Genomic DNA, 14435 nt, shown 5'->3' with positions numbered 1-14435 from the left:
GTCTTTTTGTAAAATCAAATGGGGAAGAGCCGGATTTGTTATTCCTGAGGCATGAACTTTTTAATCTGGGGATGGTAAATGAAAATTTCTGCTTTTGCCCCGCTTTGTTTAAAACTGATGTCGTCATAGCCATCATTGTTGTAATCCCTGATAGAATATTGCCGGGCATTACCGTTTTTAAGGGGGCTTAGTTTAAAGGACGTTTCCTGTCCATTCGGATAAAGCAATTTAAAATCATTTTTATAAAAGACATAAAAATGAAGTTGTATGCCATAAAGCAGCAACATGTTTTTGCCATCGTAAGGTTTTTTGTCTTCCAGGTATTCCAGTTCAAACTTTTTGTTGTCCCTGGCCCGGACATAAGAGACCTGGTAAATGTTGTGTTGCATCATGGTCAATGCATAGGTCCCGTTTATTTTTCCTTGATAGATTTCTGACCATCTGTAGCTTTCTTCATCGGGTTGGTTTGTACCGGCCTGGGCTTTATCTCTTTTGTAAGCACTTACCTGAAGGGCCATAGGAGAATTTTGTCCTTCGTACCAGACATATGCCCCTTTTCCCTTTTCTCCCCAGCCAATGTTTAGAAAAAACGGTTTGCCCGGGCCGGTCGATTTAAACCGGAAGGGTTGGGCGTAACTGCTTAAAGTACAGAGCAACATAAAGAGACAGCATATTCTTTTCATCGGTTTTTTATCAGGTTTGCAGGACAAAAATATCGTTTGAATATAACATTTTTGAGAAAGCATCTTTAAAATTAAGAGATTGAATGCAGCTATCCAGAAAATCGTTACTTTTATACTATAAAGTTCTACATATGAGAAAGCCATTTGCCTTCAATGCTTTTTATCCGGACCGGACCCGGCTTAAATATTTACTGGTATTGTTACCTGTTTTTTTATCTTGTTCCCATGGGAAATCTGCGGAAGGACAGCAGGGAAAAGCAGCCGCAATGACCGTAGCAAAAGCCCAGGGGCATTCGGGGGAAAACATAGAAGAGGTTTGGAAGGACTTTGCCCAAGCCATTGTTGCAAATGACGCCAAAAGGATAGCCCAGTTGTCTGCCGACTGTATCCGCTGTTCTGAATGTGTCATCAATACCCCGGCAGAAGATGATGCTTTTAACGATTTTAAGGATGAAAACCCGGACAGCTGGTATGATAAACTGAATACAGAGCTGAGTTATATCCCTATTGACCGTTTTATTAAAGAAGATGAAAAACTCATTTTTGATCAGGCTGCCAAATCACGGCTGATGGACCCGTCAAAAGTGAAAATTATGGATGATAATGTGAATAAAAAACTATACGAAAAATCCTGTGTAGCCGAACAGTCAGATTTGGATGAAGCTAAACTAAAAGAAGTTTTGGTGACCGTTTCAGGTCCTTCCAATAAGAGTGAGGGGATCCAGAAAGTGTTTACTTTTATTGACACCGAAGAGGGTTATAAATTTTGCGGATATTCCACTATCCCTTGAAATTGACCTTTTTATTTAAAATACCGGGCCCCTGATCAGGGGCCTTTTTTTGTTTTGCATAAGACCTGGCCCGACTCTGTTTCCAGGTGTTTTATGGAAAAGCCTTTTGGCCTGCATCCATAAATAAAACCGATGCTTATGAAACATTATGCTTACAGCCGCCTGAATCTAATCCTGATTCTTTTTACCTTACTGAGTTTAGCTTCCTGCAAGGAAGCTTTATCGCAGGTGCCAGTCCTGAAAATAGCCACTGAAGGCAATGAGCAGTCGGTGCGCCTGGAGTCTTTGCATACCCAGGTACGCATTAGCGGAAATATTGCAAGTACTGTGATGACAATGACCTTTCGCAACAGCAGCAATAGAATATTAGAGGGGGAATTGACATTTCCATTGCCTGAAGGGGTTAGTGTAAGCCGTTACGCTTTAGATATTAATGGAAAAATGAGAGAAGCGGTCCCTGTTGAAAAAGCAAAAGCAACAGAGGTATTTGAAGATGTAGAACACAGAAGGGTAGACCCGGGTTTACTGGAAAAAGTAGAAGGAAATAATTTCCGGACCAGAATATATCCTTTACCTGCAGGTGGCACGCGTAAAGTTTTGATTGCTTATGAGCAGGAACTTCGCTTTACTGCACAGAAAACGCTGACCTACCGGCTTCCGCTGAATTACAAAACGTCTATACCTTCCTTTTCCCTTAAGGTAACAGTGTTTGAAAGCAGTCAGAAACCCGAATTGTCCGAGCAGCCCGATGGCAGCTTTAGCTTTAACAGCAAGGGAAATACCTATATCGCCGAAATGACCCGTAAAGACTATAATTCCAAACATTCCCTGGTTTTAAACCTGCCAAAAGGAAATGATGTAACTGAATCTTTAATGCAGCAAGCTGGGGACAGTTATTATTTTTTAAGCAACATTTTTATGGATGCTCCCTCCAGGCCCCATGCCTGGAGTAAAAATATTGGCCTGATCTGGGATGTTTCTTTAAGTGGCCTGCAGCGTGACCATGAAAAGGAATTGGATTTACTGGATGCTTTTATCCGCAAACGCAAAAACCTGACTATTGAACTGGGCCTTTTGAACCATGAGTTTAAAGCGGCTGGCATCTACACCATTAAAAACGGAGACTGGACCATGCTGAGGGAAAAGTTAACGAAACTGGTCTATGATGGTGGAACGGATTACAGCAGTATCCATGCTAAAGCTCTTAATGCCGACGAATACCTGTTTTTTACAGATGGCCTTTCTGGTTTTGGAGAAAATAAGGTTCCGCTGGGCAAGCCTGTTTATACCATTTGTTCAGCGGTACGGGCCGATTTTTCACAGTTGAACAGGATCAGCCAGCAAAGCGGTGCTAAGTTTATTAACCTGGTACAGTTGTCCGCAAAGGAGGCCCTGGAGCAACTGGAAAATGATGAACTCCAGCTGATCGGGGTTAAAAAGGGAGCAGGAATCTCTGAGCTATATCCCGGGCTGCCTGCTCCGGTTAGAGGAAATCTTTCTATCAGTGGAATTTCTGCCAGCGCAGATGCAGACCTGGTATTGCAGTTTGGTTTTGGAAAACAGGTTTGGACCGAACGTAAATTAAACCTGCATGCTTTGAAACAGGATGCCGGAATGATTGATGTGAGCCGGATTTGGGCACAAAAGAAATTGAGTGCAATGGACCTGGACTACGAAAAAAACAAAGCAGAGATCACTTCACTCGGACAGCAATTTGGTATCGTTACCCGTAATACCAGTTTACTGGTACTGGAAAACCTAGAGGACTACATCCGTTATGATATCCAGCCGCCTGCGGAGCTTAAAAAAGAATATGACCTGTTTAAAAAAGAAAAAAGAACCAGTTTTCAGGAGCAGAAAAAAGACCTTATGCCGGGCGCATTTTCCATGGCTGCGGAGCTAAAGACCTGGTGGAGTAAAGTGTTTAAACCTGGAAAAGTTTTTCCTAAACCCAACCGGATTATGGAAGGAGATCCCAGTGCAAGGGCAGATATGGCCGCTGCAGCGCCAGTTGCTTCGGTACAGAATGTAGTGATCAGGGGCGCATCTTCTGCCCCACGAACAGCCAGGTATGAAAGTGAGGCGAGAAGCAGCCAAAGCTTAAGTGAGGTGGTTGTGACCAGAAAAGATCAGCTTTCCGGAAAAGTATCTGGTCTGCAGGTTCTTTCCAGTCGTGGTGCTCGGGACAACCGGCCTGAAATTGTAATCCCGGAGTTTAAAAGCGATAAGGATTATATAAAAAAGCTTAAGGGAGACCCTGACCAGGTGTATGAACAATATCTTGGGCTCCGAAAAGATTACCAGACCACGCCTTCATTTTATCTGGATATGGCCAATTGGTTTTATCAGCATAAAGATGCACAAAGGGGCCTGATGATTTTAAGTAACCTGACCGAATTGGAACTGGAAAATGCCGAAATCTATAAAAGCCTGGCTTACAAATTGAAACAAACAGGGAACTACCAGAAAGAACTTTTTATTTCCCGTAAAATCATGGAATGGCGTCCTATGGAGGCACAAAGTTACCGGGATTATGCATTGGCGCTGGCCGATTGCGGATCTTACCAGGCTGCACTGGATACCTTGTATGGCGTATTAAATAAAAATTACAATGCACAAATTTCAAACCGGGACAGGGGAATAGAAGAAATTATCCTTTCTGAAATAAATAACCTGGTTCGTTTACACGGTGCCAAGCTAAACAGCAGTAAAATTGATAAGAAATTATTGTTTGATTTGGCCGTAGAGGTAAGGGTGGTGCTGAACTGGAATAAAAACGATACGGACATTGATTTATGGGTAACAGATCCTAACCAGGAAAAGTGCTTTTACAGCAATAAAAGTACCGCTGCAGGGGGAAGAATCAGCGCAGATGTAACCAGAGGGTACGGGCCAGAACAGTTTATGATCAAAAAAGCAGTCCGGGGAAAATATAAAATTGAAGTGAATTATTATGGCGATAGCCAGCTGAGCATCAGTGGCCCCACTACCGTAATGGCAGAGATTTATACGCATTATGGTACCGCTGCCCAGCAACGTAAAATTATAACCCTTCAACTTTCAAATGGGCAAAATGGGGGCGTGCTTATTGGTGAATTTAGTTTTTGATTTTAAAGGAGGGACATTAATGTCCCTCCTTTAAAATATAGGTAATGGCGCTCATGTGGCTGGCCAGCTCTTTACTTTTTTCAGGAGAGATTTTTTCAAGGAGATCGGAAATCTGTTTTTCGGATTTTTGGTTTAAGATTTCAAATTCGGCCTGCCCTTTTTCGGTCAGCAGAATTTCTATAGCCCTTGCGTCTGTAGGCGAAGGTCTGCGGATAATTAATTGCTCCATTTCCAATTTTTTTAACAGTCTGCTGAGGTAGCTTTTGTCTATATGCATGGAGGCCATGATCTGGGAAGCCTGGATACTTCCTGCATTGGAAATTTCAAACAAGATCCTTCCTTCGACCAGAGAATAGGTACTGCTGAGAAAGTGCTGGTTAAGCAAACCAATAAGGTCCGTATAAAATCGGTTGAACTTACGGATCTGTTGAATGGCTGCTTTTTTTTGTTTGTCCTGCATTTGTACAAATTTAACTTTTTTTATGTTTTAGGGCCTATTTGTGAAAAATGGATGTCCCTTCTTGTTTCAAAGCCCAGGAATTCATAAAGGCGAACCGCCCTTTGGTTACTTTGAAGTACATGCAAAAAGGGAACTGCGCTGCTTTCCCGGATTTGATGGAACAAATGGCCCATCAGCTGCTGGGCAAAACCCCTGCCTGAAAATTCGGGATGGGTACAGACTGCACTGATTTCTGTAAAGCCTGTCATTTTTAACCTTTCGCCCGCTATAGCCGCCAGTTTTCCGTGGACGCGGATCCCATAATAATTACCCAGCATGGGGGTGTTGATTTTGAAATATCCGGGCTGTATGCTGTTTACAAAATCAAACATCTCCGTCCTGTGCTGCTGACCAAGCATGGTAATTTGCAAGGTTTTGTTTTGTTCAAAATTCTTCAGGCCGGTCCAAACCATTTGCAGACATTCCAGATCTGAATGCAGCGTCCAGTTTTCAGGCAGCTGGGGCCGATCGCCAATCAGAAACAGCTTTTCAGCAGCGTCCACATAAGGCGTGATTTCAGAAAGAAAATGGGTGTTGTGTTCTTTAATTGCTATAAAGGGCAAGATTTCGGCAGGATAACGGCTGACATTTGCTGTTCCGGTTGCGTAGGGCTGATGTAAGCTTTGTAAGGCATTCCAGGCGGGATTATCTAAAGGTGATGTAAGGCTTTTCATAAAGCAAATGTAAAATTAATGGTTGACATTGTCAACTAAATAAAGGCATTGAAAAAAAGATTTTTATCCTGATATTACCTTCCCTTTTCAGGATGGGTTTATTTAAGCATAACAAATGAAAAATAGTATACTTGCCAGTACTTCTACTTTATTTGGAGAAGAGTACCTGGCTTATCTTCAAACAGAACTGAAAGCTTTTTTTAAAGAAGTGGCTGAAATTGTTTTTATACCTTATGCCAGGCCAGGGGGGATCAGTCATGAGGCTTATACCCAAAAGGTCCGTGCTGTTTTTGCCCAAATGGGCATCGGGGTAAAAGGGCTTCATGAGTTTGAAAATCCAGTCGCGGCCCTTAACTCGGCCAAAGCTTTATTTACAGGTGGGGGAAATACTTTTTTGTTGGTTAAGCAGCTACATGAACTTGGCCTGATGTCGGTGCTGAAAGCGGCTGTAGAAAAGGGGGTACCTTATCTGGGCACCAGTGCCGGGAGCAATATTGGTGGTGTGAACATGCAAACAACCAATGATATGCCCATTGTTTATCCGCCTTCTTTTGAAACCATGGGGCTTGTTCCTTTTAACCTGAATGCACATTATCTGGATCCTGACCCAAGCTCGACACACAATGGAGAAACCCGTGAAACCAGAATTAAGGAATTCCATGTTTTTAATGACATTCCCGTTGTAGGTTTAAGGGAAGGAAGCTGGATCCGTATAAAAGGAACTGAAATAAGTACTTAGGGAAGCCGTCCTTCCAGAATATTTCTGCCAGGCGAATTGCCATATGAAGTCAGTGCAGGTTCTGTTTTAGCGTTTTAAAGCGAGCGGACATAACCCAGTCTTTCCAGGTCTTGTTCTGAATTGGTTTTATGTGTTTTTCCATTGGACAGGACATAGAGGTCATCTGAAATTTCCAGAATGTGCCTGAACATATGATCGGTAATAATCAGGCCTTTATGCGCTTTTTCTGACTGGATCAATTCTTTAATGCTTTCAATCAATATTGGACTCAATTGAGAAAAAGGTTCATCCAGAATGGCAAAATGACCAGGGGATTTAAGGATCATATAAATTTCGGTCAGCCTTCTCTGTCCGCCGGAAAGCGTTTTGATCCTGGAGTTGTATTTGCTTTTAAATTCCGGGAAACGCTGCTCAAAGAGAGAAAAATCCATATCGAAATCTGAAAAGACCCTTTTTAAAGAAAAATTACCAGGAATAAAATTGAACTGGGGAAGGTAACGCAGCAGTTCTGGGTTTTTAAAAGGGCTTTGTACGAAGGTCCCGTCAAAACGGATGCATTTGTAACTTGCATTCAGATGGCCATAAATAATATGGAGCAAACTGGTTTTTCCTTCTCCATTACGCCCCAGAAGCCCGGTAATTTTACCCGTAGTACATTTAATGTAAACATCGGAGAGTATAGGCCGGGAGCCAAATTCCAGTTGTATTCCGTCTGCTTCCAATACATGTATCATAGGGTATAGGCGGTAAGGACAAGGATAAGAATAAATAAAAGAAGGTCAGCAGCAAGAACAAGGCTCCATAAGATAACCTTGGAAAGACCCTGATTGGAATAATAGAAAAATTCCTGACGTTTATATTGATGGATGTAGCCCGCAATAAGTCCCATGGCGATGACTTTAAACCAGAAAATCAGGAACAAAGCCTGCTGCCCAAGTTTGGCCAGAAGGTAAGCACTTGCCAGGGTGATCAACAGGGCTGCCGGGAAAAACTGTCCATAAAAATAGCCTAAAAGACGAAGCCTGTTTTGTTTTTTCATTAGCCCGGAAAAGTATAGGTCATTCTATGGATGTTATAACTTTGATTTTCGATGGTAAGGGTGATCTCTTTCTCCGGGTTGTAGATAAAGCCAACCGCCTGATAACATTTAATTGCGGCCGTGTTTTTATCCCACACAAACAGATCGACCGCCTGTTTAAAATTTTTAGACCAGCACTCTTCCAAAAGCAAATTCACAAACTGCCTACCCAGTCCTTTCCCCCTGGAAGCGCTGTCGCCGATAATAATTCTTCCCAGGCGGGGTATGTTATTTTCTTGCGGGATGATTTCTCCGAAAGCAAAAGGTACCTGGTTGCCTGTGGTACCCATATAAAAACTGCGGTCCGGATGCAAATTCTGATAGTCGGAGAGTTGTTTTTCGGTCAAAGGCCAGCTGAAGTCCGTGCCTGCAAATTGCAGCAACAGTTCTGCACTGTCCACCCATTTTTCAAGAAAGGGAAAATCTGTTTTGGTATAGGGCCTGAGCATAAATGAAATGTTTTGGGTGATATACAATGATAATTAAATTTTTGGTTTGAAAATTGATAAATTACGGCAACATGACCCCTATGAAAAAATACTACAAATCCTTGCTGCTTTTAAATATCCTGCTTTGCAGCGCTGCCGGTTCGGGTAAAGCCCAGGACATTACCGGCGTATATGACAGAAGCCATCGCGGTGACCCACAGGGCGGCAGCGGATTGTTTGTTCTGGAAAACCATAAATTTGTGGTCACCTTTTTTGGTGGGGCTGTAACCGGGTCCTGGAGCATTCTAAAGGGAAATATCGTCGAATTTAAGCCGGCATCTTTTAATGAGCGGTTTAAAGTTTTTGGCCGGCACAATAAAGATCTGGGAGACAGCAGCCGGATATTTTTTAACGGTTTTTATGATGAACAGACTTTTATTGGTTTTGAGCAGCAGAAAGCCGTAAAGCCTTTACTAACCAGGGTTTTTAATCCCTCCCCGAACTGTTTCTCTTTTCCCTTTGTATATAAATTTGCGGCAGTGCCCCGGCAGATGGCTTTTTCTGATCGTCCTTTTGAATATGGACAAACAGAAAAGGATCGGCCTGCCCCAAGAGCAGTTTATGAATTTAGCAATACAGAGCAATACAATGACTTTGTAGCCTATTACATTACAGAAAGAAACAATAAGCGGCCTTTTTATGCTAAAATAAAGGACAATAAACTGTATTTTAATGAAAAAGAAGCTGCTGCCCGAAGAACGCTCCCTAAAAACGGCGAAGACATTGAATTCATCAGAAACCTGGCAGCGGCATCCCAGGAGCTGCACTCGGTGATGTATAATCCTTTTTACAAGGAATGTAATGAGGATGTAGAGAAAGATACGCTGAACTGGAAATTTGATGCTTCTAAAAATGCCTACATTGATTTTAACAATTATCAGCAAGGAGAGGAGTACCAGCACGACCGTCAGGATGCTTTCAACAGAATGGTTGTGGTGTATAAGTTTGAAGAACTTAAGACCATAAGCAGGGCAGTAAAAACGATTGCCGTTCAGGAGAAGCCCCTGTTTTTTGTCAAATGCCGGGAAGAGCGATAAAAAATAATCTACCTTTTTTATATGAATTGGTCCAAGAATTTGGTAAATTGGTTTAATGTTTGTTAAGCTTCAAACAGAGTTTGATATAAAATTTAAATTAAGAACTCTTAGAGCAAAAACCTTATGAAAAAATTATTGTCATTATTGACCATCTTGAGCTTCTGTGTAAGTTTAAGTATGGCACAAACAGCCCAGCCAGCGCAAACCGTTCCTGCTAAAGCAAAAAAAGAAACCAAAAAAGCAAAGGCTGCAGCTGCCAAAGAAGCGAAAGCTGCGAAAGAAACAGCGGCTCCGGCCACTGGTGTTAAACTAAAAAAGGACGGTACACCAGATAAACGTTATGCTACAAAAACAGCCCCTGCTGCTGCCGCGCCGGCTGCAACTCCTGCTCCGGCCAGTGGTGTTAAACTAAAAAAGGATGGTACACCGGATAAACGTTATGCACCAAAAACGGCTCCTGCTACCGCAACAGCTGCGGCTCCTGCTCCGGCCAGTGGTGTTAAGCTGAAAAAGGATGGTACACCGGATAAACGTTATACACCAAAAACAGCTCCTGCTGCGACTGGCCCGGCGGCAAGTCCGGCCCCTACAGCGCAAAAGCCAGTAGCCACCAGCACCGGATCTACAAAAAACTATACGCCAACTGTGGATAAAAGCCTTAAAGGTCCTAATGGGGAAGAAGTGCTTACCGGACCTCGTGGCGGAAAATATTACATCAATAAAAATGGCAACAAAACTTATTTGAAAAAACAATAAGTAAAGTGTTGTTTAAAAGAAAAAGCCCCGGAAAACGCTTCCGGGGCTTTTTTTATCACTCCTGTTAGTCAAGATAACCAAATTTACCGTGGTTAAAATCCATAATGGCCTGATGGATCTCTTCCTGGGTATTCATTACAAAAGGACCATAACTGGCAATGGGTTCCTGAATCGGTTCACCGCTTAACAGCAGGACGACACTTTCCCGGTTGGCTTTGATGCTGATCTGTTCACCTTTGTTTTCAAATAAAACAAAACTGTGTTCGGTGGCCATCTCTCCATTGACCTCTACACTTCCATTGACAACCAGCAAAGCTGTATTGTGGTTTTCAGGGATATCAGTTTCAAAAACACCATCTTCATTCAGTTTAATGTCAAACAGGTTTACAGGTGTATAGGTATTTGCAGGCCCGGTAATACCTCCAAAATTTCCCGCAATGACATTGACCATTCCGGCATGGTGATCGAGTTCTACTTTTCCCATTCCTGCTGCAGTCAGTGCCTGATAATGTGCCGGTGTTGATTTGTCTTTTTTAGGAAGGTTGACCCATAACTGTACCATCTCAAAGGGACCTCCTTTTTTAGAAAAGTTTTCTTCATGATATTCTTTGTGTAAAATACCGTTTCCTGCAGTCATCCATTGTACATCACCCGGGTTAATGACCCCGCTGTTTCCGGCACTGTCGTGATGGGCTACACTGCCCTTATAGGCAATGGTTACAGTCTCAAAACCTTTGTGCGGATGAACGTCTACGCCCCTAAGGTGATCAGATGGTCCAAAATCATATGCTGCATTAAAATCCAGCATTAAAAAAGGACTAATCCTTTGTTGAGGGATGTTTGCACCGGGAATGTAATTGAATACTCTGAATCCGTCACCAACCATACCTGGACGGGCAGGCTTTGCTACGATTTTTTCAATTAACCTTTTCATGTTTTTTCTCCTTGTTTTGTTTCCTGATTGCCAATAACTCCTGTTTAAAAAGAAGTTTTGTAAATCATTGATACAAAGGTAAGCTGCCTAAACGGGAAAGAAATTGATCTAGGATAAGAAGTGAAAGGCGGCAACCGTAGGTTATTTTTTTATTTCAATGGTCCTTCCGGTCACCAAATGAAAGGTATAGATCCTGTACAGGCCATCATCGCTGATGTCTATCTGTTCTACCAGGCCTGTTTTACTGAAAGTATCAGTAACCATATCGCCTTTTTTGACTTCCTGTAAAACTTCAGAAGGGGTATCCTGATTTAATCTGATCATCAGGTAAAGTTACGATCTTTTTGTCAGAGCTTTACCTGTCTGATGATGTTTTTGATATTGAGTTCAATGATATCGGTCATGGTTTTGCATTCCAGGTAATTGCGGTCATTAAAATAAGCGGCCATGCCATTTTTCAGACTTTCAATATTTTCAGCAGAGCTGAGGGTTTCGGTATTGGATACATCGCGCAAATCGGTCAGACGGTGCCTTTCGCTGCGGACCCGGTGTAAAATAGAAGATTTTTCCTCTTGCTGGTATTGCAAATAGGTTTTATCTGTCAAATGTTCCATACCGAGTTTTACGTAAGGGTAATTCTCTTTAAAAAACTGAGGCAAATAGACTTTGATGTTGCCTTCGTAAAATTGCTGGTCAAAGTCTATGGCCCGGATCCTGAATTGTATATCGTCAAAATCGGGGGTCACCTGCATCACAAAATTATAAGCCCTCATATCACCCAAAAGCATAATCAGGCAGCGTTCATTAAATTTAACGAACTCCTTGGCGATGCGGGTCGGGTTGTATTCCGGATTCTGCAGATAACTTTTGGCAAATACATCTCCGGGAATACCGGCAATATGCTCTTCAATGAGGGTTTCTCTGTCAACCAGGTAATTGACCTGGTTGGGCGAAAGGATCTCTTCAAGTTCAAGTCCGTAAATTCTGGAGGCATCGGCCCTTTTTACGTAGAAATAGTCGTACACGTCATTTAAACGGTTTACAATGCGGATCCGGAAGGGATGGGTGTTGCCAAAAGTACAGTATTCAATTTTGTCAATGTACTTATGCTGCACAATGCGCAAGTTACCGGAAGCCTTTAGGTTGGCATAAATGATCTTCAGGCCGTTGTGCAGTTCTTCAATACGGTCATTGGCATAAATAGGCCCTTCCCATAAAGAATCTTTGCCATACTTATCCATAATAGGGTAGGATTCGTTGAACAAAAGCAAATCTTCATAGCTGATCGGAAGCCTGGCTTCCCGCTGATAGGTCCTCAGGTATTTTTGTAAAGCAGGAGACACCGGAAAAATCGGTTTCTTTAACGCTATTTTTACATCACTGGTTTCCATGGGCAGGTAATTTGAAATCAATTTAGTGTTTTCCACAAATAATAAAGGGGCCTGATAAAAATTTTTGATTATTTGTCTGCCGCTTTATTGAATTAACGGAAAATTTATATATTTGCGGCCTTCCTGTTCGTTTTTATCTTCAGGGAACGCAAAACAGGGGATATTAGCTCAGTTGGTTTAGAGCACTACCTCGACAAGGTAGGGGTCACTGGTTCGAGTCCAGTATGTCCCACCACAGTGGACAAACAACATTAAAATGTGTTTGTCCACTATTTTATCCTCTAAACAGGTACAATAGAATTTATAGCAACGTGGTATCCTTTTTCAGGATTCCCTTTTCAATACTTTCCTTTAAGAGCTCTTCTGCGTAACTCCAAATTGTAGCCGAACCATTTTTTATGGCTTTTTTCTTGTTGTAAACGGTCTGATAGTCTACATTAAATTCAGCCCAGGTTCCACCATTATTGCTGAAATTTTGGAGTAAGGGTTCAAAACGGTCCATGGTCCGGGCAAATTTGGCCTCATCTGTTTTTCCTTCTTCAAATTCTTCCCAGAGCTGAATAAAATCCTGTGCTTGTGCCTGGGGCAACAACCCGAAAATCCGTATTGCAGCTAAACGCTCCGCATCTGTATTGCTGTGGTTTTTTGAGGTATCGTAAATAAAAGTGTCACCGGCATCTATTTCTACCAAATCATGGATGAGCACCATTTTTACAACCTTTAATACCTCAATCGGCCGATCTGAATGCTCTGCCAACACCAGGGTCATCATGGCCAAATGCCAGCTGTGTTCTGCATCGTTTTCGTGCCTGTCGCTATGGAATAATTTAGTCCTTCGCTGAATGTATTTTAATTTATCAATTTCTTTAATAAAAGCTATTTGTTGTAGCAAATCAGTTGTATTCATTCCTTTAAAAATTGGTTCTGCCATTTGGGCCCCTTAGGTGCCGGAGCAATCTGCGCAGCCATTAGGAGTTGCCCTTTGCCATTTTGTTGAAATATTGGCGAATACGACTAAGATACGGAATGTCTGTTGTACCGCAATACTTTATGGAAACATTGGCTCACCAATGCCGGATAGGTGTTAACAGATACTTAATACAGGTTTGTTGATTTTTTTATAAACTTAGTTTAGTTTTGCTAAACAATATTAATCAATCAACACCATGAAGCTAAAATTTCTGCTGATCTTATTTCTGGTTGTTGAGGCAGCAAGTGCCCAGACAACTAAAACCAAAAATGTCGTGCTCATTTCCATTGACGGCTACCGCTGGCAGGAAATTTTTAAAGGTGCAGATTCTGCCCTGTTGAAGAACAAAAAATACCGCAGCCAGGATTCTGCGGAGGTTTACAAAAAATTTTGGGCAAATACAGAAAAGGAACGGAGGGAAAAACTGATGCCTTTTTTCTGGACCACAATTTCAAAACAAGGCCAGTTGTATGGAAACCGTGGCCTGGGAAATCTGGTCAGTTTAAGAAACAAATACTGGTTTTCTTATCCTGGCAGGAGCGAAAGCCTTACAGGTTATTATGATGAGGCCATCAATTCAAATTCTTATCCCAACAATCCCAACGAAAACATTCTGGAATTTGTAAATAAACAAAAAGGCTACGAAAATAAGGTGGTTACCTTTGCGGGCTGGGCACCTGTTGCCAAAATTGTAAACCGTGACCGCAACCATATGCCCCTGATCAACCCTTTTGAAAAAGTGACGGGAAATAAACTGACTGAAGCCCAGGTTCTGGCCAATGAAGTGCAGGATTATTTGCCCAATTATTTTGGTAAATCGGTCAGATGGGACATGGGCACTTATGCCATCGCTAAAACTTATATTGCAGCCAATCATCCCAAAATGGTGTATATAGATTTCGTGGATCCGGATGACCTTGGACATGCCGGTCAATATGATTATTATCTGGATGCGGCAGTCTATCTGGATGCCATGATCGGCAACCTCTGGAAAGCCATGCAGGCCGATCCTTTCTATAAGAACAATACCACTTTTGTCATCTGTCCGGATCACGGACGGGGTGTTGGAAATAAATGGACCGGACATGGGGCCAGTGCAGAACATTCCAATGAAACCTGGCTGGCAGTGCTTGGTCCCGATACACCGGCCGGGGGTGAAATGAAGGAGGCCTCAGAAATTCATCAGGATCAGATTGCACAAACCATTGCAAAATTGCTGGGTTTCACTTTTAAAGCCAATCACCCGGTTGGAAATGTGATTCCATCGGTATTTAAGAAGTAAATTCC

16 protein-coding genes and 1 tRNA gene are annotated in these 14435 nt (G+C 42.2%); 7 read left to right on the top strand and 10 right to left on the bottom strand.

Annotated elements, in window-relative coordinates; all coding sequences use genetic code 11:
- Positions 1-38: 38 nt before the first annotated feature.
- Positions 39-683 (bottom strand): hypothetical protein, encoded by a 645-nt coding sequence (locus tag B0O44_RS03495; RefSeq protein WP_146229762.1) that lies wholly within the window; start codon positions 681-683, stop codon positions 39-41.
- 131 nt (positions 684-814) lie between these two features.
- Here B0O44_RS03495 and B0O44_RS03490 point away from each other — a divergent pair, with 131 nt between their 5' ends.
- On the top strand, positions 815-1474 hold the full coding sequence (locus B0O44_RS03490) for a hypothetical protein (RefSeq protein WP_110827285.1): 660 nt from the start codon (positions 815-817) through the stop codon (positions 1472-1474).
- Positions 1475-1612: 138 nt separating this feature from the next.
- Positions 1613-4582 carry a VIT domain-containing protein gene (locus B0O44_RS03485; protein WP_170123258.1) on the top strand — a complete coding sequence of 990 codons (2970 nt, stop codon included), beginning with the start codon at positions 1613-1615 and terminating at the stop codon, positions 4580-4582.
- A 16-nt stretch (positions 4583-4598) separates the two neighbouring features.
- Here B0O44_RS03485 and B0O44_RS03480 read toward each other — a convergent pair whose 3' ends face one another.
- Together B0O44_RS03480 and B0O44_RS03475 are read right to left on the bottom strand one after the other, a co-directional pair.
- The gene (locus B0O44_RS03480; protein WP_110827283.1) at positions 4599-5042 is read right to left on the bottom strand and encodes a MarR family winged helix-turn-helix transcriptional regulator; all 444 of its coding nucleotides are present in this window, start codon (positions 5040-5042) and stop codon (positions 4599-4601) included.
- A 20-nt stretch (positions 5043-5062) separates the two neighbouring features.
- Complete coding sequence (locus B0O44_RS03475) at positions 5063-5755, bottom strand: GNAT family N-acetyltransferase (protein ID WP_110827282.1); 693 nt, start codon at positions 5753-5755, stop codon at positions 5063-5065.
- Between the two features lie 115 nt (positions 5756-5870).
- Here B0O44_RS03475 and pepE point away from each other — a divergent pair, with 115 nt between their 5' ends.
- Positions 5871-6494, top strand: a complete 624-nt coding sequence (gene pepE / locus B0O44_RS03470) for a dipeptidase PepE (protein ID WP_170123257.1) — start codon at positions 5871-5873, stop codon at positions 6492-6494.
- A gap of 74 nt (positions 6495-6568) precedes the next feature.
- Here pepE and B0O44_RS03465 read toward each other — a convergent pair whose 3' ends face one another.
- The 3 genes from B0O44_RS03465 to B0O44_RS03455 are packed head-to-tail and all read right to left on the bottom strand — an operon-like array spanning position 6569 to position 8021.
- Positions 6569-7228, bottom strand: coding sequence for an ATP-binding cassette domain-containing protein (locus tag B0O44_RS03465; protein ID WP_110827281.1), 660 nt, complete (start codon positions 7226-7228; stop codon positions 6569-6571).
- Positions 7225-7533, bottom strand: a complete 309-nt coding sequence (locus B0O44_RS03460) for a hypothetical protein (protein ID WP_110827280.1) — start codon at positions 7531-7533, stop codon at positions 7225-7227. The genes B0O44_RS03465 and B0O44_RS03460 overlap by 4 nt, the downstream gene beginning before the upstream one ends.
- Entirely contained in the window at positions 7533-8021 is a 489-nt protein-coding gene (locus B0O44_RS03455) for a GNAT family N-acetyltransferase (RefSeq protein WP_110827279.1), read from the bottom strand. The genes B0O44_RS03460 and B0O44_RS03455 overlap by 1 nt, the downstream gene beginning before the upstream one ends.
- 80 nt (positions 8022-8101) lie before the next feature.
- On the opposite strand from B0O44_RS03455, the gene B0O44_RS03450 reads away from it, so the two are divergent.
- Complete coding sequence (locus tag B0O44_RS03450; protein WP_110827278.1) at positions 8102-9097, top strand: hypothetical protein; 996 nt, start codon at positions 8102-8104, stop codon at positions 9095-9097.
- A 123-nt stretch (positions 9098-9220) separates the two neighbouring features.
- Positions 9221-9853 carry a hypothetical protein gene (locus tag B0O44_RS03445; RefSeq protein ID WP_110827277.1) on the top strand — a complete coding sequence of 211 codons (633 nt, stop codon included), beginning with the start codon at positions 9221-9223 and terminating at the stop codon, positions 9851-9853.
- Positions 9854-9917: 64 nt separating this feature from the next.
- Here the strand turns inward: B0O44_RS03445 and B0O44_RS03440 are convergent, their stop codons facing one another.
- From B0O44_RS03440 to B0O44_RS03430, 3 genes are all read right to left on the bottom strand, one after another.
- Positions 9918-10787, bottom strand: coding sequence for a pirin family protein (locus B0O44_RS03440; protein ID WP_110827276.1), 870 nt, complete (start codon positions 10785-10787; stop codon positions 9918-9920).
- 141 nt (positions 10788-10928) lie between these two features.
- A complete protein-coding gene (locus tag B0O44_RS03435) occupies positions 10929-11111 on the bottom strand; it encodes a hypothetical protein (protein WP_110827275.1) in 183 nt (60 codons plus the stop codon).
- A gap of 23 nt (positions 11112-11134) precedes the next feature.
- Positions 11135-12178, bottom strand: a complete 1044-nt coding sequence (locus tag B0O44_RS03430; protein WP_110827542.1) for a hypothetical protein — start codon at positions 12176-12178, stop codon at positions 11135-11137.
- Between the two features lie 157 nt (positions 12179-12335).
- Here B0O44_RS03430 and B0O44_RS03425 point away from each other — a divergent pair.
- A tRNA-Val gene (locus B0O44_RS03425) sits at positions 12336-12413 on the top strand.
- Between the two features lie 66 nt (positions 12414-12479).
- Here B0O44_RS03425 and B0O44_RS03420 read toward each other — a convergent pair.
- The gene (locus tag B0O44_RS03420) at positions 12480-13109 is read right to left on the bottom strand and encodes an HD domain-containing protein (RefSeq protein WP_245943551.1); all 630 of its coding nucleotides are present in this window, start codon (positions 13107-13109) and stop codon (positions 12480-12482) included.
- 235 nt (positions 13110-13344) lie between these two features.
- Here B0O44_RS03420 and B0O44_RS03415 point away from each other — a divergent pair, with 235 nt between their 5' ends.
- Positions 13345-14430 carry a sulfatase-like hydrolase/transferase gene (locus tag B0O44_RS03415; RefSeq protein WP_110827274.1) on the top strand — a complete coding sequence of 362 codons (1086 nt, stop codon included), beginning with the start codon at positions 13345-13347 and terminating at the stop codon, positions 14428-14430.
- The last annotated feature ends 5 nt before the right edge of the window (positions 14431-14435 follow it).

Source organism: Pedobacter nutrimenti, from assembly GCF_003208655.1.
Taxonomy (GTDB): Bacteria; Bacteroidota; Bacteroidia; order Sphingobacteriales; family Sphingobacteriaceae; genus Pedobacter; species Pedobacter nutrimenti.
Note: the sequence above shows the minus strand (reverse complement) of the source record. Positions and strands in the feature narration are given on the sequence as shown.

Coding starts and splice junctions, on each gene's coding strand:
- B0O44_RS03495 (WP_146229762.1), bottom strand. CDS start 683: ATGAAAAGAATATGCTGTCTCTTTATGTTGCTCTGTACTTTAAGCAGT.
- B0O44_RS03490 (WP_110827285.1), top strand. CDS start 815: ATGAGAAAGCCATTTGCCTTCAATGCTTTTTATCCGGACCGGACCCGG.
- B0O44_RS03485 (WP_170123258.1), top strand. CDS start 1,613: ATGAAACATTATGCTTACAGCCGCCTGAATCTAATCCTGATTCTTTTT.
- B0O44_RS03480 (WP_110827283.1), bottom strand. CDS start 5,042: ATGCAGGACAAACAAAAAAAAGCAGCCATTCAACAGATCCGTAAGTTC.
- B0O44_RS03475 (WP_110827282.1), bottom strand. CDS start 5,755: ATGAAAAGCCTTACATCACCTTTAGATAATCCCGCCTGGAATGCCTTA.
- pepE (WP_170123257.1), top strand. CDS start 5,871: ATGAAAAATAGTATACTTGCCAGTACTTCTACTTTATTTGGAGAAGAG.
- B0O44_RS03465 (WP_110827281.1), bottom strand. CDS start 7,228: ATGATACATGTATTGGAAGCAGACGGAATACAACTGGAATTTGGCTCC.
- B0O44_RS03460 (WP_110827280.1), bottom strand. CDS start 7,533: ATGAAAAAACAAAACAGGCTTCGTCTTTTAGGCTATTTTTATGGACAG.
- B0O44_RS03455 (WP_110827279.1), bottom strand. CDS start 8,021: ATGCTCAGGCCCTATACCAAAACAGATTTTCCCTTTCTTGAAAAATGG.
- B0O44_RS03450 (WP_110827278.1), top strand. CDS start 8,102: ATGAAAAAATACTACAAATCCTTGCTGCTTTTAAATATCCTGCTTTGC.
- B0O44_RS03445 (WP_110827277.1), top strand. CDS start 9,221: ATGAAAAAATTATTGTCATTATTGACCATCTTGAGCTTCTGTGTAAGT.
- B0O44_RS03440 (WP_110827276.1), bottom strand. CDS start 10,787: ATGAAAAGGTTAATTGAAAAAATCGTAGCAAAGCCTGCCCGTCCAGGT.
- B0O44_RS03435 (WP_110827275.1), bottom strand. CDS start 11,111: ATGATCAGATTAAATCAGGATACCCCTTCTGAAGTTTTACAGGAAGTC.
- B0O44_RS03430 (WP_110827542.1), bottom strand. CDS start 12,178: ATGGAAACCAGTGATGTAAAAATAGCGTTAAAGAAACCGATTTTTCCG.
- B0O44_RS03420 (WP_245943551.1), bottom strand. CDS start 13,109: ATGGCAGAACCAATTTTTAAAGGAATGAATACAACTGATTTGCTACAA.
- B0O44_RS03415 (WP_110827274.1), top strand. CDS start 13,345: ATGAAGCTAAAATTTCTGCTGATCTTATTTCTGGTTGTTGAGGCAGCA.